Annotated in this window: 16 protein-coding genes; 14 read left to right on the top strand and 2 right to left on the bottom strand. The window is 39.0% G+C overall.

Annotated elements, in window-relative coordinates:
- The 10 genes from uvrA to ACIQ2D_RS06300 all read left to right on the top strand — a co-directional run bounded on the left by uvrA (nt 1) and on the right by ACIQ2D_RS06300 (nt 12,383).
- Nucleotides 1–2,865, top strand: a complete 2,865-nt coding sequence (uvrA, locus tag ACIQ2D_RS06345; protein ID WP_402861101.1) for an excinuclease ABC subunit UvrA — start codon at nt 1–3, stop codon at nt 2,863–2,865.
- A gap of 245 nt (nt 2,866–3,110) precedes the next feature.
- Nucleotides 3,111–4,280 carry a DUF4097 family beta strand repeat-containing protein gene (locus ACIQ2D_RS06340; protein ID WP_402861098.1) on the top strand — a complete coding sequence of 390 codons (1,170 nt, stop codon included), beginning with the start codon at nt 3,111–3,113 and terminating at the stop codon, nt 4,278–4,280.
- A gap of 531 nt (nt 4,281–4,811) precedes the next feature.
- Nucleotides 4,812–5,498: a cell division ATP-binding protein FtsE gene (ftsE, locus tag ACIQ2D_RS06335; RefSeq protein WP_402861095.1), complete on the top strand. Its 687-nt coding sequence runs from the start codon at nt 4,812–4,814 to the stop codon at nt 5,496–5,498.
- Complete coding sequence (ftsX, locus tag ACIQ2D_RS06330; protein ID WP_402861092.1) at nt 5,488–6,372, top strand: permease-like cell division protein FtsX; 885 nt, start codon at nt 5,488–5,490, stop codon at nt 6,370–6,372. Before ftsE ends, ftsX begins: the two co-directional genes overlap by 11 nt.
- A gap of 77 nt (nt 6,373–6,449) precedes the next feature.
- A complete protein-coding gene (locus ACIQ2D_RS06325; RefSeq protein ID WP_402861089.1) occupies nt 6,450–7,736 on the top strand; it encodes a murein hydrolase activator EnvC family protein in 1,287 nt (428 codons plus the stop codon).
- A gap of 346 nt (nt 7,737–8,082) precedes the next feature.
- Nucleotides 8,083–8,706, top strand: a complete 624-nt coding sequence (locus tag ACIQ2D_RS06320) for a hypothetical protein (protein ID WP_402861086.1) — start codon at nt 8,083–8,085, stop codon at nt 8,704–8,706.
- Nucleotides 8,703–9,290 (top strand): redoxin domain-containing protein, encoded by a 588-nt coding sequence (locus ACIQ2D_RS06315; protein ID WP_402861083.1) that lies wholly within the window; start codon nt 8,703–8,705, stop codon nt 9,288–9,290. The genes ACIQ2D_RS06320 and ACIQ2D_RS06315 overlap by 4 nt, the downstream gene beginning before the upstream one ends.
- A 148-nt stretch (nt 9,291–9,438) precedes the next feature.
- On the top strand, nt 9,439–10,845 hold the full coding sequence (locus tag ACIQ2D_RS06310; protein WP_402861675.1) for a S41 family peptidase: 1,407 nt from the start codon (nt 9,439–9,441) through the stop codon (nt 10,843–10,845).
- Between the two features lie 123 nt (nt 10,846–10,968).
- Nucleotides 10,969–12,150 carry a PDZ domain-containing protein gene (locus ACIQ2D_RS06305; RefSeq protein WP_402861079.1) on the top strand — a complete coding sequence of 394 codons (1,182 nt, stop codon included), beginning with the start codon at nt 10,969–10,971 and terminating at the stop codon, nt 12,148–12,150.
- Nucleotides 12,150–12,383 carry a DUF2198 family protein gene (locus tag ACIQ2D_RS06300; protein WP_402861076.1) on the top strand — a complete coding sequence of 78 codons (234 nt, stop codon included), beginning with the start codon at nt 12,150–12,152 and terminating at the stop codon, nt 12,381–12,383. Before ACIQ2D_RS06305 ends, ACIQ2D_RS06300 begins: the two co-directional genes overlap by 1 nt.
- A 37-nt stretch (nt 12,384–12,420) precedes the next feature.
- Here ACIQ2D_RS06300 and ACIQ2D_RS06295 read toward each other — a convergent pair whose 3' ends face one another.
- Both ACIQ2D_RS06295 and ACIQ2D_RS06290 read right to left on the bottom strand, forming a co-directional pair.
- Nucleotides 12,421–12,747, bottom strand: coding sequence for an AzlD domain-containing protein (locus ACIQ2D_RS06295; RefSeq protein WP_402861073.1), 327 nt, complete (start codon nt 12,745–12,747; stop codon nt 12,421–12,423).
- Entirely contained in the window at nt 12,744–13,475 is a 732-nt protein-coding gene (locus ACIQ2D_RS06290) for an AzlC family ABC transporter permease (RefSeq protein WP_402861070.1), read from the bottom strand. The genes ACIQ2D_RS06295 and ACIQ2D_RS06290 overlap by 4 nt, the downstream gene beginning before the upstream one ends.
- A 125-nt stretch (nt 13,476–13,600) precedes the next feature.
- Between ACIQ2D_RS06290 and ACIQ2D_RS06285 the strand changes: the two genes are divergently transcribed.
- The 4 genes from ACIQ2D_RS06285 to addA all read left to right on the top strand — a co-directional run bounded on the left by ACIQ2D_RS06285 (nt 13,601) and on the right by addA (nt 22,370).
- The gene (locus tag ACIQ2D_RS06285) at nt 13,601–14,152 is read left to right on the top strand and encodes a helix-turn-helix domain-containing protein (RefSeq protein ID WP_402861067.1); all 552 of its coding nucleotides are present in this window, start codon (nt 13,601–13,603) and stop codon (nt 14,150–14,152) included.
- A 12-nt stretch (nt 14,153–14,164) separates the two neighbouring features.
- Entirely contained in the window at nt 14,165–14,788 is a 624-nt protein-coding gene (locus ACIQ2D_RS06280; RefSeq protein WP_402861064.1) for a TVP38/TMEM64 family protein, read from the top strand.
- A 345-nt stretch (nt 14,789–15,133) separates the two neighbouring features.
- Entirely contained in the window at nt 15,134–18,646 is a 3,513-nt protein-coding gene (addB, locus tag ACIQ2D_RS06275; protein ID WP_402861061.1) for a helicase-exonuclease AddAB subunit AddB, read from the top strand.
- Nucleotide 18,647: 1 nt separating this feature from the next.
- A complete protein-coding gene (gene addA / locus ACIQ2D_RS06270; RefSeq protein WP_402861058.1) occupies nt 18,648–22,370 on the top strand; it encodes a helicase-exonuclease AddAB subunit AddA in 3,723 nt (1,240 codons plus the stop codon).
- Nucleotides 22,371–22,416 lie beyond the last annotated feature (46 nt).

Here is a 22,416-nt window from a genome sequence, read left to right as displayed (position 1 = left end):
GTGAAAAATACAGAAATCGTTGTGCAAGGTGCGCGTGCACATAATTTAAAAAATATCGATGTCACAATTCCACGTGATCAGCTCGTTGTTATAACGGGCTTATCTGGTTCGGGAAAATCTTCACTTGCATTTGATACGATTTATGCGGAGGGGCAGCGTCGTTATGTGGAGTCGCTGTCTGCTTACGCACGTCAATTTCTTGGGCAAATGGACAAGCCGGATGTTGATGCGATTGAAGGGCTATCACCAGCTATTTCAATTGACCAAAAAACGACAAGTCGTAACCCGCGTTCTACAGTCGGTACAGTAACAGAGATTTATGATTATTTACGATTATTGTACGCACGTGTTGGTAAGCCAATTTGCCCAAAACACGGAATTGAAATTACATCGCAAACAATTGAACAAATGGTAGATCGACTCGTGACATATCCAGAACGTACGAAAATGCAGCTACTAGCGCCAATGATTTCTGGACGAAAAGGAACGCATGTGAAGTTACTGGAAGACTTGAAAAAGCAAGGTTTTGTACGTGTGCGTATTGATGGGGAATTACGTGATTTAGATGATGCGATTGACCTTGATAAAAATAAAAAGCATTCCATTGAAGTTGTTGTAGACCGCGTCGTGGTAAAGGAAGGTATTGCGTCACGTTTAAGTGATTCATTAGAAACGGCTCTTCGTTTAGCAGAAGGACGCGTGTTAGTCGATGTGATGGAGCATGAGGAATTATTATTTAGTGAACATCATGCATGTCCAATGTGCGGCTTTTCAATTGGAGAGCTAGAGCCTCGTATGTTTTCATTCAATAGTCCGTTTGGGGCTTGTACGAGTTGTGATGGATTAGGAACGACGCAAGAAGTAGACCTTGAACTTGTTGTACCTGATTGGGACCGTTCACTATTAGAACATGCCATTGCACCGTGGGAACCGACAAGCTCGCAATATTATCCGCAGTTATTAAAGGCAGTTTGTGATCATTACGACATTCCAATGGATGTACCAGTAAAAGATCTTCCGAAAGAAAAGATGGATAAAGTTTTATATGGTTCGGGTAAAGATAAAATTCACTTCCATTATGAAAATGAATTTGGCAATGTACGTGACCAAATGATTGAGTTTGAAGGCGTAGTACATAATGTTGAGCGTCGTTTTAAAGAGACTACATCGGATTATGTGCGTGAGCAAATGGAAAAATATATGGCACAGCAAGCATGTCCTTCATGTAAAGGCTATCGTTTAAAGCCAGAAACATTGGCGGTGAAAATAGCTGATAAGCATATTGGGGAAGTAACGCAGTATTCGATTCAAGATGCAGATACTTTTTTTAAAGAGTTATCGTTATCTGAAAAAGATATGCAAATTGCACGTCTTGTATTACGTGAAATTGCGGAACGTCTTGGATTCTTAGTGAATGTTGGATTAGATTATCTTACACTAAGTCGTGCAGCAGGAACTCTTTCAGGTGGGGAAGCACAGCGTATTCGCCTAGCGACACAAATTGGCTCACGTTTAACAGGTGTACTTTATATTCTGGACGAGCCGTCGATCGGGCTACATCAACGTGATAATGATCGATTAATTAGTACATTGCAAAATATGCGTGATATTGGTAATACGTTAATTGTGGTTGAACATGATGAAGATACAATGTTAGCAGCTGATTATTTAATCGATGTAGGACCTGGCGCTGGTGTCCATGGTGGTGAAATTGTAGCTGCTGGGACCCCTCAAGAAGTGATGGGAAATCCGGCATCGTTAACTGGGCAGTATTTAAGCGGTAAAAAGTTTATTCCTTTACCTATTGAACGTCGTAAGCCAGATGGTCGTAAGTTGTCTATTAAAGGCGCGAATGAGAATAACCTTCAAAACGTCAAAGTTGATGTACCATTAGGATTATTCGTTGCTGTTACGGGTGTATCAGGTTCAGGAAAATCTACGCTTATCAATGAAATTTTATATAAAACACTGGCACAAAAGTTGAATCGTTCTAAAGTGAAGCCGGGCGCGCATAAAGAGGTAACTGGTATCGAGGCATTAGAGAAAGTGATTGATATTGACCAATCTCCAATTGGTCGTACACCACGTTCCAATCCTGCGACATATACAGGCGTATTTGATGATGTGCGTGATGTCTTTGCAACGACGAATGAAGCGAAAGTGCGTGGTTATAAAAAAGGTCGCTTTAGTTTTAACGTAAAAGGTGGACGCTGTGAAGCTTGCCGTGGAGACGGTATTATTAAAATTGAAATGCACTTCTTGCCAGATGTGTACGTACCGTGTGAGATTTGTCATGGTAAACGCTATAACCGTGAAACGCTTGAAGTGAAATATAAAGATAAAAGTATTGCAGATATTTTAGATATGACGATTGAAAATGCAGTCGTATTTTTCGAAAATATTCCGAAAATCCAGCGTAAATTGCAGACTATTGTCGATGTTGGTTTAGGGTATATGAAATTAGGACAACCTGCAACTACGCTATCAGGTGGTGAGGCGCAGCGAGTTAAGCTAGCATCTGAATTGCATCGTCGTTCAACAGGTAAATCGTTCTATATTTTAGATGAACCGACTACTGGTTTACATGCGGATGATATTGCGAGATTACTGGTTGTATTGCAGCGTCTTGTAGAAAATGGAGATTCTGTGTTAGTCATCGAGCATAATTTAGATGTGATTAAAACAGCAGATTATATTATTGATCTTGGGCCTGAAGGTGGCGACAAAGGTGGTACTATTATTGCAACAGGTACACCAGAGGAAGTAGCAGAAGTGGAAGGCTCGTATACAGGGAAATACTTAAAACCAATCCTAGTACGTGATCGTAAGCGTATGGATGCGGTTTTAGAACAAGCTTCAAAATAAATGGATTAGTGTCCGTCGTGATTTTAGAATTTTTGTTTATTGTAGTGGAGGCTAGGCGAGTGCTCCTGTTGCTTCGCTTTCGTGTGAAAGCGTCTAGCCGGAACGGAAATCAACCTTACGTTTGGACGATGTGTCCGTATTGTGCAGTCATATGCATTATACGGACATTTTCTTTTTGAATAGTGAAACTTTTTATAGTGCGAAGCGTAATAATAGTATAACGAACTGAGGGAGGCTTTTGATTTATGCAAAATGAACGTCAACGAATTTTAGAGCTGGTGGGAAAAGGAACAATTTCAGCGCAAGAGGCGATTATATTATTAGAAGCATTAGAGAAACCTAGCAATACCACTCAAAGTGTTATGGATAAGACGCCGACAGAAGATACTTTCTTTAAAGAAGCGGAAAAGGAAGAGCAGCATAAGAAAAGTGATGCTGATCATATGAAATATTTCCAAGAGGAAATGCATGATTTCCGTAAAGATTTATCACAAATAGGGTCGATTTTTATGGATATGATGAATACTGCTGTGAAAAAAGTAAAAGAATTTGATGTATCCACACCTTTTGGTGATAGATTGGAATTTGCACATACGGAAGAGTTAGTCGCTTCTGATGTGAAAAATATTTTAGTGGATTTACCGAATGGGAGTTTTTCGCTCGAGCCAAGCGAGAGTGATAATATCCAAGTGATGTGTAAGGTGAAAGCCCCTGTGATTAATGAAAGTGAAGAGGAAACACGTACAAATTTCTTAAATCAATTTGTTGTGAAAAATGAAGAAGGTACATTGCGTATTCTTAGTCATTTAAAACTAGCGCAAGTAAATGTGAAGGTCCTTGTTCCTGTGCAGGAGCTTGAAAAATTATCAGTTCGCCTTATGAACGGTAGCGTTACATTACGTGATACAGTGATTGAAGAATTGAAATTAAAAACATTAAATGGAGCCATTAAAGGGTCGTCTCTAACATTCAATAAAGCAAAAGTCGATTCATCCAACGGTTCTATTGAATTAACAGGTGCTCGCGGCAAAGATCTAGAGGCTGAAACATTAAATGGGCGTGTTTATCTAGATGGTGCACTCGATGAAGTTGAGGCAAAATCAGTGAATGGACATGTTGTTGTGACAACATGTTCGAGTAATTCGTCTAAAATTAAAGCGCAGACTGTTGCCGGCACGGTTGAATTATATGTTCCACGTACAATGTCACTCAGCGGAAAAATTGTGACGAATTTTGGTAAAGTAGATGTTGGTATTCAGGATGTATCGAAAATTGAAGCTCAAGATCAGTTTTTATCAAAATTAGTACGTTTCGATAAAGAAGTAGAAGGTGCGAACCGTTTGTTTATCGAGGGTGAATCAAAGACAGGTGCGGTTTTAGTACGTTATACGACAACCGATGAGCAGCAAGTATAAATTAGATATAAGCATTCAAGTTACGTATAGCTTGAATGCTTTTTTTCTTGCTGTCACTTCGTTTTCCCACAGAAGTCTACGTGGCGGGGCTTGCCTTGTATAAATAATAGGCAAATCTATACTCTTATTTGTCCTTTTTCATTCCTGTAAAAGATTATTATTATTGTTTCACCTTGTGATTCATCAATTAAATGAGAAATAGTTGGTTTTTGCAGAGAGTGGCGACTCCAGAGGGATGAGCTTGAGCTGAAAGCCCCGCAGGAACGCAGTGACGAGGAGATTGAAGCCAAGCCCGCGGAAAGCGTCCACTCGGAGCAAAAATCAACTTCTGTTTATTTGTATACCTTAATATATATTAATTCTTATTGTAGTTTTTTAGCGTAGAAACGTTTGATCATTGGAAATGAAGATATTAAATGTAAAAAAATGTCGTAGAATGAAATGAAACTGTAATAAAAAAACATAGATTGAGTGTTATAATAGTAAGGTGAAATATATCTTACGTTTAAGAGATTTAGGTGGTTTTAAAATATGATAGAAATGAAAAATGTGACAAAGAAATATCCAAATGGAGTCGTTGCGACAAATGGCATTTCCGTCAGTATAAAACAAGGCGAATTTGTTTATGTCGTGGGGCCAAGTGGCGCAGGTAAATCGACATTTATCAAACTGATGTACCGTGAGGAAAAAGCAACATCAGGAGAAATCATCGTAAACGGTATTGATTTAGCGACATTAAAAAATAAAAAGGTACCTTTTCTACGCCGACAACTCGGCATTGTTTTCCAAGATTTTAAATTATTGCCGCGTTTAAATGTATATGAAAATGTAGCATTTGCCTTAGAAGTAATTGAAGAAGAACCAAAGGAAATCCGTCGTCGAGTGATGGAAGTTTTAGATCTTGTGGGATTAAAACATAAAGCCCGCATGTTTCCTAATGAACTTTCAGGTGGCGAACAACAACGTATTTCAATCGCACGTTCAATTGTTAATGTACCAAAAGTAGTTATTGCGGATGAGCCTACAGGGAATCTTGATCCTGAAACGTCATGGGAGATAATGAATTTGTTTGAAGAAATTAATGCACGTGGCACAACAATTGTAATGGCTACACATAACCGTGAAATTGTGAATACAATTCGTCGACGCGTTATTGCCATTGAAGGCGGTATGATTGTCCGTGATGAGCACGGAGGTGACTACGGTTATGAAATTTAATACGTTAAAACGTCATTTTAGGGAAAGTTTTAAATCACTTGGGCGTAATAGCTGGATGACGATTGCCTCAGTTAGTGCTGTGACAGTTACACTATTATTAGTGGGTGTCTTTGCGCTTATTATGATGAACTTAAATAAGGTAGCATCGGATTTAGAAAACGATGTCGAAATTAAAGTTTTAATTGATGAAACTGCCGATGAAGCAGCTGAAAAAGAATTACTTGCTAAAATAGATAAATTACCTGAAGTTGATGAGATGACTTATTCAACGAAAGAAGAAGAGTTAACAGACTTAGTAAAAGATTTCGGTGATGATTTTAAACTATTTGAGCAAAGTAACCCATTACGTAACGTTGTTTATGTGAAGGCTTCAGAACCACAACAAACAGCAAGTTTGGCGAAAAAAATTGATAAATACGACTTTACATATGAAGTTATGTATGGTGAAGGGAAAGTTGAAAAGTTATTTAATGTGTTAAATACTAGTCGTAATGTAGGGATTGTGCTTATTTTAGGATTATTATTTACAGCCATTTTCTTAATTTCAAATACAATTCGTATTACAATTTTTGCACGTCGTGATGAAATTGAAATTATGAAACTTGTAGGGGCATCGAATACTTTCGTACGTATACCATTCCTGTTGGAAGGTATGTGGCTCGGGATTTTAGGATCAATTATTCCTATTACTGTTGTCATAACCCTTTACTACAATGTATATAACAGTGTTGCTCCAAAATTAGAGGGCGAATTTATCCAATTACTAAGTTTCTCACCACTTGTATACCAAGTAAGCAGTTTACTATTACTAATAGGTGTTCTTATCGGTATTTGGGGAAGTTTCATGTCAGTGCGAAAGTTCTTAAAAATTTAACAGTATTATAAAAAACACTTGAAGATATAGTTCAATTTGTAAAAAAAATTATGGAACAGTCGAAGGGAGTTCGTTCGGTGAAAAGTACGAAGCGTAAATCAACAAAATTTTTTGTAGCAATAGCTGCACTATTTCTTTTTATCCAAACTCCATCAGCGTATGCAACAACTTTATCTGATTTAAAAGATGAAAAGAATCAAGTAGAATCGAAAAAGAACGAATTGAATTCATCAATTAATGAGAAAAAGAATGCTATTAGTTCGAATGAGGATAAACAACAACAATTAGTTAATCAAATCCAAACGTTAAATACAGAAATCAACAAAACTAACAGTAGTATTCAAGCAGTTTTAGCGGAAATTGATGTTGCTAATGCTGAGATTGAAGCTTTAAAGGCTTCAATTGTAGAGTTAGAGCGAAAAATAAAAGAACGTGATGAACTTTTACAAGAGCGTGCACGTGCGATTCAAGCAGGTGGTTCTGTTAGTTATTTAGATGTTTTACTAGGATCTAATAGCTTCGTAGATTTCATCGACCGATTCTCTGCAGTAAATGCATTACTAGAAGCGGATCGTCAAATTATGCGTGACCAAAAGGAAGATAAGGAATCGCTAGAAGAGCAAAAGCAATCGCTTGAAAATAAACGTCAAAAGCTTGAAGAGAAAAAGACAGAGTTACAGACTTTAAAATCATCATTAGATGGTCAAAAAGCTGAGAAAAATAAATTAGTAGACGAGTTAGAAAAAGAGCAGGAAAAGTTGAAATCTGAAAAAGTTTTACTTGAAAAAGAATACTCAGAAGCACTTGAGATTAGTGCAGATTTGCAAAAGCAAATTGTTTCTGAGCAAAATCGTTTAGCAGAAATTGCTCGACAAGAAGAAGCGAGACGTAAAGCAGCAGCTGCTGCAGGCAATTCGAATAATGGTTCTTCATCAGTAAATGCACCAGTGTCAAATGGTACATGGGTTAAGCCAACAAACGGACGATTAACGTCTCCTTATGGCTGGCGTAATTTTGGTGGTGGTTCAGAATTCCACTATGGTATTGACTTAGCCAATAAGACTGGTACACCAATCTGGGCTGCTACAGACGGTGTTGTTTCATATGCTGCACCACTTAGCACATATGGGAATGCCGTGATTCTGACGCATTCTATCAATGGAGCAATTTATACAACAGTTTATGCGCATTTAAATGGATTTAATGTAAGCAAAGGTGATGTTGTTACGAAAGGTCAACAAATTGCAACAATGGGTGCTACAGGACGTGTAACTGGTCCTCACTTACACTTTGAACTGCATAATGGTACATGGCAAGGACAAGCAGTGGGTAGTGTAAATCCACTACGTTATATTCCACTATAATAAATAATTGAAAGCTATAGACTAGAAGATTTCTAGTTTATAGCTTTTTTTGTTTGTTGTAAGGTGGATGTCGATAAATTAGGGAATGTGGGCGATAAACTTGAATAGTTGGGTAATAAAAATAGAGAGTAGGGTGATAAACTAATAAACATGTCCGATAATGCCCAAATACACTTCACTTATTGCTGGCTATTATATAAAATGGGATTTTTGCAAACTTGTTGCTCACCAATTGATGGTGGGAGAAATGTTTACGGCATTTTCTTGAACACGGTATGAAATGTTCATAATGGAAAATGATTGTATGCTATGCTGATACCATCAATCATGATGGAGGATTTATAGAGTGATTAATACAGAATGGTTTTCAATACGTGCGTTAACTCTACCAGCAACCGCCATTGCATTATTATTGGCATTTTTTATTGTGTGGTTCATTTTGCGTATGCAATTTTCAAAACAATGGGCGGGATTATATGGGGATGCCATCTTTACGTTTATCATTGTGTGGAAATTTAGTTTAATCGTGACGGATTTCAGTTCGGTAATTGAGCAACCAATAGGCCTTATTTATTTTAATGGGGGAACAACTGGTGTCTATTTGGGTGTGATAGCAGTGTTAGTACAATTTGTCTGGAAGAAACAAAAGATACAGCTGGATGAAGAAGGAGTAACAGCGGGTATTTGGGCTATACTTTTAACGCAATCTATTTATCAATGGTTCGTGGTATTATTAAATGATAATCCAGTGAAAAGTGAAGTTGTGACATTAATAGTGCTAAGTATACTAACGATTTTCATACTATGGAAAAAGACAGCTATTAAAACCGTATTATTGATATATACATTGGTTTTAATGATAGTAGCAGTGTTTCAACCACAAGGCTTATGGCAAACGGCTGTAGGAGTAAGTATGTTGCTCTTTGTACTTGGCTATATAATGATTCAACAAGTGGAGGGAAGGAAATGAAAAAGAATATAGGTTTACTTGTCATAGTATTACTAGTTGCGGTGATGATTGGTACATATGTGAAACAGCAAATTGATAAGGAACGTGAAATCGATGCGGCTTCACTCGGACAAGAAGTAGAAGACCGAAAGATTGGTCTAGAAAAGGGAGATACACCGCCTGATTTCACGTTAACGACGCTAGATGGGCAAAAGGTAACATTAAGTGATTTACGTGGAAAAAAAGTTATACTAAATTTTTGGGCTACTTGGTGTCCACCATGTAAAGCGGAAATGCCACATATGCAAGATTATTACGAGCAATATGCAAAAGAACATAATGTTGAAATCTTGGCAGTCAATTTAACCACTGCTGAACGGGATGTATCAGATGATGCGAAGATAAATACAGTCATGACATTCAAAGATAGTTATGAACTAACATTTCCAATTTTACTCGACACTGAAAATGAAGCTGGTTTGGATTATCAGGTAATAACAATTCCAACGACATACTTTATTGATTCGAACGGTTACATTCAAAATGCAATTCAAGGTCCGATGAACGTGGAGATGCTTGAAAGTTATGTAAAAGCTCTAGACTAAGTCAATACAGTTGTCATTTTAGAAAAAAGTTGTCTCAAAATATTTGAGACAATTTTTTTTTGTATTTTTGAAAAAAGCTTGTCATACAGTAAAGAGACGAAGGAGGGAAAGTTTGCGCAAAGTTGCGTCAATTGTCGGCGTACTTATCATGGGTTTGTTGATAAGTAGTGGATTATACTTTGGGTGGTTTAATATTGCGGAAAACAAACAAAGCGTAACGCAGGTTGATTCGATTAATAAGGCAATGGATTTAATTCAAGATCAATCCGTATATAGTACAAAGAAAGATGAACTTGTTGAAGGTGCTCTAAGAGGGATGGCAGATGCCATTAAAGATCCGTATAGCACCTACTACTCGAAGGAAGAAGCGGCACAACATCGACAAATGTTGGCAGAAGAAAGAGTTGGAATTGGTATTGAATTATCAGAAAATAACGGAAAGTTTATTGTTGTGTCACCGGTTCGATCTTCTCCAGCTGAAAAAGCGGGTATGCGTTCACTTGACGAAATTGTACAAGTTGACGATGTGCGGGTAGACGGTAAAACGATGAGTGAGTTAATGCATTTAATTCAAGGTGAAAAGGGAACATCTCTTACAATTGTTGTTTACCGTCCTAGTGAGGATAAGCATATTAAAATGACGATGAAGAGGGCTGCGATTTCCAATAAGACAGTGTCAAGTGAAGTCGTGATGGTAGAAGATACGGCGATTGGTTATGTGGAAATCTCTATATTTGGCGAGAAAACTGCAGAAGAATGGGTCGCTGAAACGAGCAAATTATTACGAAAAGATGTAGAAGGACTAGTGATTGATGTACGTGATAATCCGGGTGGGTATTTACATAGCGTAGCGGCGCTAGTGAGTAGTATGATGGAAAACGGTAAGGTATTTGCTTATATGCAAAATAGTGAGGGAGCTATGGAGCCTCTAAAGACGAGTACAGAAAGCTTTGATGAAAAATATTTACGTACGATGAGTAAAATACCAATTGTCCTTTTACAAAATGAGGGTAGTGCATCGGCAAGTGAAGTATTGAGTGGCGCGTTAGATGGTTGGGGACGTGCTTCAATAGTAGGCGTGACGAGTTTTGGTAAAGGAACGGTGCAGGAATCGTGGGAACTGCCAAATGGTGGTGAACTGAAATTATCGACAAATAAATGGCTTACACCGAAACGAGAATGGGTTCACGGAAAAGGCATTAAAGCAAGTTTAGAAATCGAACAAAATGAATTGTTTGCAATTCAATTGCATCCATTAACGGGGCAATTTAAAACTGGGGACATGAGTGAAGAAATTGCGTATACACAAAATGCTCTGAAAAAACTAGGTTATAATATTGTTCGTTTAGATGGTTATTTAGATGAAGCAACAGAAGCAGCCGTTAAACTTTATAGAGAACATAAGAAGTTACCTAGAGAAGAAAAAGATGTTTATGTAGATACCGCATTCTTTAATAGTTTAAATGAAACATTGAAGGCTTACAAAGAAGATCGTAAAAATGATGTGCAGTTCCAAATGGCAACAAGTTTTTTAATGCATAATCTTGAACAATAGTCATAGAACTCATTGTAAAAATGATAGAAGCATGATGCTTCCTACGAGTTTGTACTACGCAAGCGAGGAGTCGTTTGATACAATGAAAACATAGTATTTGAAATAGAAATGGCGGGTGTTCGTATGGCTAGTAATATTTTAATAGAGATTGTAACAGCGATTGGCCGCTTTTTATTGAATCCAGTAGTATATATAGCGATTTTATTAGCGATATTTTTAGGATATAGCCGTGTGAAGCAGGAGCGTAAGTTTTTCAATAGACGTATCGTATGGGGCTGGACAGAGCTCATTGGACAATGGAAACATGGCTGGCTATATGCGCTTATTATTTCGATCATTAGCGTGGTAGCTGGTTTGACAGTACCGAAAACATTTTTACTTGTATTGTTAGCAATTTCTGTTGTGGCTCTTGTATTTTTCTTCGTCAATGCGTTATCCCCGATTTATACGATGGGACTTGCCACACTCGCTGTATGGGGAATGTATACGTATGATTGGTCATATTCGTGGTGGAAGATTTCAATCGAAGGCATGGATTTATTGGACGGCGCGATTGTGACGATTACGATTTTAACCGGACTTTGTGTAATTGCTGAGGGTATGCTTATTCGCCGTGTAGCTACGACCGTGACATCTCCACGTGTAGAAAAAACAAAGCGGGGCATGCAGGCGATTATTTATCGTACTAGGAAACTATGGGTGTTGCCGATTCTCTTTGTGATACCTGGGGGAGCGATACCAGCATATTTTCCGTATTGGCCACATTTTACAATAGATGGAACTACATTTGCATTGGTGTTATTTCCTATAGTCATTGGCTTTTCAAAAAAAACGAGAAAATATGTACCTGTCATTCAACTTCCGAAAATTGGTCGTGCCGTCTTGTTGCTAGGACAGCTGATTTTAGTGGGGGGACTTGGGGCATATTTTGAGCCTATTATTGGTTTTATTACACTTGCGGTAGGAGTTTGCATTCGTCTCGCGATCTCTATTTATTACGCTGTACAAGATAAAAAGGATGTGTATGCTGTAGCACCGAGTACGAAAGGTGCGATAATAGCAGCAGTATTACCAGACTCACCAGCAGAAAAAATGGGATTACTGGTTGGAGAGTGTATTCAAAAGGTTAATGGTCAGCCAGTATTTACAGAAAACGAGTTGTATGAGGCACTACAAATTAATGCGGCGCATTGTCGTTTAGAAGTGCTAGACCGTAACAATGAAGTCCGTTTAACACAGCATGTCATTTATAGTAATGACCATTATCGTATCGGTTTACTATTAGCTGAGCAGAGGGATATGTAATGGATGTTACTGGGAAACTAATACTGGCCCTATTTTTACCTGCATTATTAGTGATCTTATTTACACGCATTACTTTTAATCGTTTTGTAGCTCTGGCATTAGCGATTGCGCTCATTGCGGCATCTATTTATGCGGGATATACATCTCCACCTATTATTTTTGTTGTCGATGCCCTATCATTAACAGTTGGTTTTTGGTTTGCGAGCCAAATGATGAATAAAAAAGAAAACTAAAAGGTGCTTTGCAGTGAAATGGCTGCAAAGCACCTTTTTACATGAAGAAACGTACGCCTGCCATGATAACGACACCTGCAACAACTGTAATAGACAAACTTTTTGTTACAAGTGCAATCAATAGTGTTGGCACAAACGTAATAAACATTGGCCAATCGAGTGTGACGTAGCTTTTACTTTCTGTATCCAATAAATTTTCAATGACAAGTGCACTTAGAATACAAACAGGAATGAAACTTAGCCATTTCAAAACGACATCGGGTAGCTTAACACTCCGTACGAACATAAATGGAATTATGCGTGGCAACCATGTCACTAACGCACAACCGATAATAAGCCAAACCATAGATGCTGTTGTGGTCATTTATCTGTCACCACCCCAATAGTAGCAACAATGACGGTCGCAACAAGTACTGCTACATGTGAAGGTACAACATAGGATAAGACGTACATAATCACAATCATATAACTGATTAACTTTACATAATGCATGACCTTGCTTTTTCCGACACTTCCGAGTTGTAAAACAAGTAGTGCGACAAACATAGCAACGAGTGCAAAATCTAAGCCCCATTTTTCAGGATTGGCTACCCATTTCCCTAAGAAGGCCCCTGCCACACAAGATAAAATCCAAAATGAATAAGCTGTAATATTGAGCCCATCCATCCATTTACCATAAAGCCTGCCATTTTGCATTTGTTTTGTTACAGCAACACCAAATGTTTCATCTGTTAAAAGTGTACCAAAACCGATATTTCGTATCATCGAATAACGAGTAAAATGTGGCGCTAATGTTAAACTCATTAATAAATGGCGGAGATTTACGACAAAAATGGTTACAATAATAGCAGAGGCAGGGCTACTTGTTAAAAGTAGTGCACAAAAAATAAATTGTGCAGAGCCTGCATACACCAGTATAGTTAAAAGAGCGATTTCAAGAACCGATAATCCAGAAGCGGAACCAACCACCCCAAATGCAAGTCCTATACTAATATAACCGAGTAAAGTAGGTATACAATCTTTGACTCCTTGTAGAAAGCTATCGTCGGAAGGGATAGCTGCTTCTTTACGGAGATCTGTCATACTTGTCATAAATAGGTCATCCTTTCGAAAAGCATTCCATGTATACTAATGATGGAATAGTTTGATAGTTCAGATATGTTTATTAAAGTATACATATGTCTTATAAAATAAACAATAGAAATTGGTGAATAAAAATGGAGCAAATGAGTCGAAATTTAGCCTTTCAATTAAAAAAAATTAGACAACAACGAAGTTTAAGTTTAGATGAAGTGGCGAGGCTAACAAGTGTTAGTAAGGCACAGCTTGCACAAATTGAAAAAGGTGAGTCAAACCCGACTGTCTCGACAATATGGAAAATAGCTGCGGGTTTACGCATTTCTTTTTCTTCACTGCTACAGCCACCGACAGCACATTTTAAGAAGTTTAGTAGTAAGGATGCGCCACATGTTGATGAGGATGAGGGGCGATATCGTGTGTATTCTATTATTCCATATGATCCAGAGCGTGGCTGGGAATTTTATAAAGTTGAAATGGAGCCTGGGTCGTGGAGTAGAAGTGAGGCTCATACGGAAGGGGTAGAAGAAACCGTAACGGTTATCCAAGGACAAGCCGTCATTTCTGCAGGAGATATGCATGAACAATTGGTCGAAGGGGATACACTAGTATTCTCGGGTCATCAAGACCATGAATATAAAAATACATCGGAATCGTTAACGGTTTTACATGTGATTTTGCAATATAAATAGAGGTGTCGATGCTTGAGTGAATGGTTTACTGTCGAAAATATAGAAAATCTTGCGTCACAATATCGAACATTAGGTGGACCACTTATCGGTTTGCTATTGCCGTTTTTGGAGGCATTTCTACCGTTCTTACCATTGGTCGTGTTCGTCGTGGCAAATGCAAGTGCGTTTGGTTTATGGCTTGGATTTTTACTATCGTGGCTTGGTTCTGTTGCGGGGTCTTATGCGGTGTTTTTAATCGTCCGTCATTTTGGTAAGCATCCAAAACTACGATTTTTAACAGGTGGTAAGAAGGTGCAAAGGCTTATCAAATGGGTAGACATGAATGGGATTAGTCCATTATTTGTGCTACTATGTTTTCCATTTACGCCATCTGTACTTGTGAATATTGTGGCTGGGCTTTCGCATATTCGAAAAGAGTTTTATTTGATAGTATTGTTAGCGGGTAAATTTGTAATGATTTTTGGAATGAGCGTACTTGGTTATGATTTAAAAGCTTTACTGACGAGCCCAGTACGATTAGTGATTGCCGCTGTAGCTATCTTAATTTTATGGTGGATTGGTAAATTGATGGAGAAGCGGTTAAATGCTAAGGTAGAAAGTGACTTGAAGCAAGCACGAAAATTGGATAAAAGATGATTAGTTTTAGAAGTATATGGTTCATCACCCAAAGATGGGGATGATATTTGAATAAAGAACATAACAATAATAGAATGCTCTTTGATTGGAGTGGAGGCTGGGCGACTCCTGGGGGATTAGCGTCCTAGATGAGACCCTGGAGCGAGCTTGCGAGTGAAGCGGCTCATCGGACGCCCCCGGAAAGCGCCCAGCCGGAACGGAAATCAATCCTAAGTTATGGTGATGAATCAAGTATTCGTAATGTCCTTTTTATCATGTAAAATGGTAGAAAGGATATTTTTGATTATGTGACTTGTAGATAAATCATTAATGATGACAAGATTTAGTAAAGAGGGGGCGAAGTGAATGTCACTACGAGTAATATCAGGTCGTGCAGGAACGGGAAAATCAGCATTTATCCATAAAGAAATTGTGGAGCAGTTAAAAAGTGATCCATTAGGTGATCCGATTTTCATTATTGTGCCAGACCAAATGTCTTATACGACGGAGTATGAACTTACGAATAGACATGGCTTGAATGGGTTAATTCGAGCACAAGTTATGACGTTTAAACGTTTGGCATGGCTAGTGTTACAGGAAACGGGGGGGATTGCCCGTGAAGAAGTGAATGGCTACGGCTATCGGATGCTTATTCGAAAACTACTAGAGGAACAAAAAAGTGATTTCTCGTTATTCCGTCAGGCTGCGGGTAAACGTGGCTTTACAGAAGAAATTGAAACATTATTACGTGAATTCAGTCGTTACAGTGTGAATAGTACCGTATTAGCGGAAGTATCGGAGTCATTAAAAGCAATCGATGCGCCGAATACACTGCAGGCAAAAACGAATGACTTACAAGTTGTTTTAAAAGCGTTAGAGGAACGACTTGGGACTACCTATGTGGATAGCGAGGGTTATTATCCGATTTTAACCGAGCAATTGAAAAATTCGGAAACGATGAAGAATGCGACGATTTATATTGATGGGTTTACGGCTTTTACAGTGAGAGAATTAGAACTTGTAAAAGAGTTATTAAAAGTGACAAAGCAAGTAACGGTGGTACTACCATTTGACCGTGCAGACGAAGCAAATGATGAACAAGCGCTTTTCAATGAAGCAGCGACAACAAATCAACGTTTACATGATATTGCAGTGGAAGAAGGTGTGGATGTCGATCCACCGCTTCATTTTGTGACGACACATCGTTTTCAAACAGGGGATTTACGCCATATTGAGGCCGGGTTTTCTGAAATCTTGCCAACATCGCAAGCATCAACCGGAGATTTAGCAGTATTGGAGGCATCTAATCGTCGTTCAGAAATACATGCGATTGCCCGGGAAATAACCAAACTTACAAGACATGACAAGTATCGTTTTAAAGATATCGTGTTGCTGTACCGTCAAGCGGACGTTTATGACCCACTTATTGCAACAATCTTCCCACAATATGATATTCCAGTGTTTTTAAATTCAAAAAAGCCAATGTTGCATCATCCACTGATCGAATTTAGCCGTTCAGCATTAGAAGTAGTGATTTCTAACTGGAAGTATGAACCAGTTTTCCGTAGTGTAAAAACAGACTTGTTTTTCCCGTTACAATCTGAATTAAGTGTTTGGCGTGAGCGTGCGGATCGACTAGAAAATTACTGCTTGGCACAAGGTATTTACGGTGAACGTTGGTTTGAAGAACCGCGCTGGTTTTATAAAAAATATCGTGGGCTAGAGTTCCATTCTCGAATACAAACAGATGAAGAACGGGCAATGCAAGCAGAAATCGAAGCTATTCGAGATGTCATTCGGGATCCTCTAAAAAAAATGCAAGACAAGCTAGAGATGGCGAAAAGTGGCCGCGATGTCGCAATTGCTCTGTTTGAATTAGTGGAAGAGGTTCATGTATTTGAAAAGCTTCAAACGATGAAGGATCGAGAAATTGATAAAGGGGATATGCTTGCTGCTAGTGAGCATGACCAAGCTTGGAATCAATGGATTGCGGTGCTCGACCAATTTGTTTATATGTTTGGGGACCAAGAGATGACAGCTGAGGAAGCGGCGAAAATATTAGATGAAGGTTTTGATACGTTAGAGTTCTCGCGTATTCCTCCTACACTCGATGAAGTCACTGTAGCGACTGTGGAGTTAGCACGTTTGTCAGACATTAAGGTAGCCTTTGTATTAGGGATGAATGATGGTGTCTATCCAACACGTTTGGATTATGAAGGGCTACTATCGGATACTGAGCGTGAATGGTTTACGCAAATTGGCTACGAGCTTGCACCAACCTCGAAAAATAGGCTATTACAGGAAAACTTTTTAATATATCGTGCATTGACGACGCCTTCTGAAAAGTTATATATGACTTATCCAACTGCGGATGAAGAAGGCAAGGCGTTACTTTCATCTTTTTATATGAAAAAAGTAATCGGTGATGACAAAACAGCTGGATTGCTTAGTGGTGTATCGATACAGCGTGTTGTGATTGATCCAATTGAGGAACTGGCAGAAAATACGGCACTTTCCTATTTACGTCATCCTAGAACTGCACTGTCTTATTTAATGGTGCAATTACGTCAAGCAGAGCATAGTCGAGAACTTGCACCAGAGTGGTTGGCTTTGAAGAAGTTCTATGAACAAGATCCTTACTGGGCGCTCATTCTACAGCGTGTGATGCATCCTGTGGCACACAAAAATGAAGCTGAGCCTTTAGAGCCGTATATTACGCAAGAATTATATGGTTCAAAATTAACGTCGAGTGTATCACGTGTGGAGAAGTACTTCCGCTGTCCGTTTTCACATTTTACGACTTATGGCTTGCGCTTAGAGGAGCGTGCTGAGTATCGTCTGGAATCATTTGCGATGGGTGATTTGTTTCATGAGGCTTTGAAATGGATTACAGAGGAAACGCAGCGTCAGCAAATTTCGTGGATTCGTTTGACAAAGCAACAAATTCAGCAATTGTCACGTCAGGCTGTAGAGCAAATTGTGCCAGTCTTTTCACATCAGATATTATTATCGAGTGCTCGCTATCGTTATATACAGCGCAAGCTTATTCGCATTGTCGAACGTACGATGACAGCATTGTCGCAGCATGCCAACGTATCACATTTTAAACCGATAGCTATTGAGGCATCATTCGGTCCAGGACGTGATGAGCAGTTGCCACCACTTGAAATTGATTTAACAGGTGGTAAGAAAATGTTGATGCGTGGGCGAATTGACCGTGTGGATAGTGCGACCATTGATGACCGTTCATATTTGCGAGTGGTCGATTATAAATCATCGAGCAGAGATTTAGATTTAAATGAGGTTTATCATGGGTTGTCATTACAGGTGATGACATACTTAGATGTTGCTATGGAAAATTCTTCTTATTGGTTACCAGGAGATGCGGAGCCGGCTGGAGTTTTATATGTACATGTGCATAACCCGATGTTGAAACTCGATAAGGATATGGCGGAAAGTGAGATTGAAGCAGACCGACTCAAACAGTATAAAATGAAGGGGCTATTGACAGAAAATCCAGAGGTGATTTTGTCGATGGATGAGCAGCTTGAGGAAGGTGGAGGCTACTCACAAATTGTGCCGGTGTACATGAAAAAAGATGGTACACCATCTGAGTCACAGTCTCGCATTGTACCTGTCAACGATATGAAAAACATTCAACATTTCGTGCGTCAAAAGCATAAAGAAGCTGGGAACGGAATTTTAGCAGGAGATACAGCAATCAGCCCATATAAATTAAAATCGAAAACAGCATGTGATTATTGTCAATTTACCGCCGTTTGTCAATTTGATCCTTCTGATGGCAAACAAAACTATCGCCAATTATCCCAAGCAAAGCCTGTGGAAGTTGTTGAGAAAATTCGTAAGGAGATGAAGTAACATGGTGCAAACAATACCTGTGAAGCCAGCTAATGTCACATGGACGGATGACCAGTGGAAGGCGATATACGCAAGTGGTCAGGATACACTTGTTTCAGCAGCAGCCGGTTCCGGAAAAACAGCGGTGCTTATTAATCGGATGATTGAAAAAGTGGTTGCCAAAGAAAACCCTATTAATGTTGATGAACTTTTAGTGGTGACTTTCACGAACGCTTCAGCTGCTGAAATGCGTCATCGAATGGCGCAAGCACTTGAAAAAGCTATTATAGAAAATCCATCATCTTCTCACTTGCGACGTCAATTAAGTCTCATTAATAAGGCACAAATTTCAACTCTGCATTCATTCTGTTTAGCAATCGTTAAGCAGTATGCATATATGTTAGAAATCGACCCAGGGTTCCGAATTGCAAACGAAGCGGAAGTAGCATTATTAAGAGATGATGTACTTGCAGATGTTTTAGAAGCGGCGTATGACACCCTTGATGAAGCAAAGGCACACGCATTATATCGATTGATTGATAGTTTTACATCGGATCGTGATGACCAAGCCATTGAAATATTGATGAGTAAGCTTTACGATACATCGCGAGTTCATGCAGAGCCGTTCAAATGGCTGAAAAGTTTACCTGAGGAGTACAAGCTAGCTGAAGATGTGACGATTGATGATTTAGAATTGTCCCAATATGTAAAGTTGACGGTCAAGCATAGCTTAGAAGAAGCATTTGTCCTTATATCTGAAATGCGAGAGATTACATTAAAGCCAGATGGACCTGCTCCTTATGCAGAAACAGCAGAAATAGACTTTGCTATGATTCAAGAGGGCATTCGTATTAGCCGTGAAGGGACTTGGCAGGAGTTATTTGATTATTTTGGGACAGTGAAGTGGACAAAGTTAAAAAGTGTGAAGAAGGATGCCTTAGCGAATCCTGATTTGCAAGATTTAGCGAAGAAAAAGCGTGAAGCGGCAAAGAAAATAGTCAACAAAATGAAAGAGACATATTTTGTGCGAACACCAGCACGTTTACTAGAAGAAATTCGCTTAATGGCACCGACAATTGAAACATTAGTCGAGCTGACAGAACAATTTAGCGAGCAGTTCAGTATGGCTAAATTAGAGCGCGGCATTATTGATTTTTCTGATTTAGAGCATTTCGCCTTGCAAATTTTAACGATTGAAGAAGATGGAAATCTAAAGCCATCGCCCATTGCTTTAGATTTTAAAAAGCGTTTTAAAGAAGTACTTGTTGATGAATACCAAGATACGAATATGCTTCAGGAAACGATTTTGCAACTTGTGAAAAATGGAGATGAGCAAAACGGCAATCTCTTTATGGTGGGGGACGTCAAGCAGAGCATTTACCGCTTCCGTTTAGCTGAACCGAAGCTCTTTATGCGAAAATACGGTGACTTCGTGGAAGAACCAGAGAATACTGGGATGCGTATAGATTTAAATGCCAATTTCCGAAGTCGTAAGGAAGTTTTAGATGGCACCAACTACGTGTTTGCGCAAATTATGGGCGAGCGAGTTGGGGAAATTGACTACGATGAAAAGGCATCATTAAAACCTGCTGCGCCTTATGATGATAAGGAAGTGCCAGTAGAATTAACGATTTTACATCCACCGCAAGAAGAAGTTACTGATGAAGATGATCAAGCTGAACCAGTAATTAGTGAAGCTTCAGAGTTAGAAGAATTAAAAAAATCACAATATGAAGCACGTTTTATTATTGAACGGATTCAGCAGTTAATGGCAGAAGGAACGACAGTTTTCGATACGAAATCGGGTGCCGAGCGTCCATTAAAGTACAGTGATATTGTGATCTTAATGCGCTCAATGACTTGGTCTGCAGATTTAGTCGAGGAATTTAAGCTTGCTGGTATTCCACTGTATGCGGAGTCATCAAAAGGTTATTTTGACGCACTTGAAGTGATGATTATGCTAAATACATTAAAGGTCATCGATAACCCTTATCAAGATATTCCATTAGCCTCTGTATTGCGTGCTCCGTTTGTTGGTTTAACAGAAAATGAGCTGGCAAAAATTCGTTTAGCAGAGCCAAAAGCGCCATTTTACGATGCCTTAAAGCAGTTTGTACGTAGTGAGGGACGCGGCGTACAATCGGTAACCTTTGAGAAACTCCAACGTTTTATGCTGCAGTTTGAAAATTGGCGTGATTTAGCTCGACGTGGCTCACTGTCGGATTTAATCTGGAAAATTTATTTAGATACGCATTATTACGAAATGGTTGGTGCGATGCCGAATGGACGACAACGTCAGGCTAATTTGCGTGTCTTGCATGACCGCGCATTAATGTATGAGAAAACTGCATTCCGTGGTTTGTTTAGATTTCTACGTTTTATCGATCGCATGCGCACGCGAGGAGATGATTTAGGAACGGCAAAATCCATTGGTGAAAAAGATGATGTCGTACGTCTTGTGACTATTCACTCTTCGAAAGGATTGGAATTCCCAGTTGTCTTTGTAGCAGGTATGGGACGACCGTTCAACAAAATGGATTTTCATAATCCCTATTTATTTGACCAAGATTACGGTTTAGCCGTGAAGGCAATTGATCCTGAAGATCGTATTACGTATACTTCATTGCCATTTTTAGCGATGAAGGAGAAAAAGGAATTAGAAATGCGCGCTGAAGAAATGCGCGTGCTTTATGTAGCGATGACACGTGCAAAGGAACGACTTATTTTAGTTGGTTCGGTGAGAAATTGGGAGAAGACACGAGAAAAGTGGCAGGATGCGCAAAGCTTACCGCTAGATGCACCGTTACAGGAGTATTTGCGTGCGCGTGCCAATAGCTATTTTGACTGGGTAGGGCCAGCTGTTGCAAGACATATAGACTTTGCACCGTTAGCAGATGGACCATACAAAACGAGAGACAATCCATCAAGGTGGTTTGTACAAGCAATGTCGACGTTAGCATTCGATTATGAAATGCCACTAGATCATGAAGAACTACAGCAAGAGTTAGCCACAATAGAAGATCAAGCATTGTTCAATGAAATTAAGAACCGTTTCCAAGCGCAGTACAAATTCCAACAATCAACGTTAAAACGCTCAAAAACATCCGTTAGTGAGATTAAGCGTCTAGAAAATTTACAGCGTCAGGAAGAGCCAGAATATTTCTTTTCTGCGCCTCAAAAACAAACGACTACGATTGCACCTAGACCAGCATTTTTACAGGAAAAACGTATGACAGGTGCTGAAATCGGAACAGTCGTCCATGCTGTCATGCAACATGTGCCACAGTGGGGATTCTCAACTGTGCAAGAAGTTGAAACATTCGTTGAGGATTTAGTGGCAAAGCAATTATTAACTGAGGCTGAAGCAAAAGTTGTACCGTGTGAAAAGATTGTGCATTTCTTTACAACTGATATCGGTCAGCGTTTTAAAGAGGCAAAGCAAATTCGTAAAGAAATGCCATTTACGATTAGCCGTGTAGATGAAGATGGAGATGCACAAATCGTGCAAGGTATTGTGGACTGTTTATTTGAAGATTCAAATGGTAACTGGGTGTTATTGGATTATAAAACAGACCATATTCAAGCACATTTTGCAGAAGAACCTGCATTATCAAAGGAATTACTTGGACGCTATGCTGTACAGTTACGCGTATATAGTGAAGCTATTGAATCGATATTGCATATTAAAGTAAGTGAAAAAGTATTGTACTTATTTGATGTCGGAAAAGAGATTCATGCGGAATAGGAAGCCTTTAATGAATTTTTAAGGCTCATTATCAAAAGTAAGGTAT

It is taken from the genome of Lysinibacillus sp. NPDC097287 (genome assembly GCF_044761695.1).
GTDB lineage: Bacteria > Bacillota > Bacilli > Bacillales_A > Planococcaceae > Lysinibacillus.
Note: the sequence above shows the minus strand (reverse complement) of the source record. Positions and strands in the feature narration are given on the sequence as shown.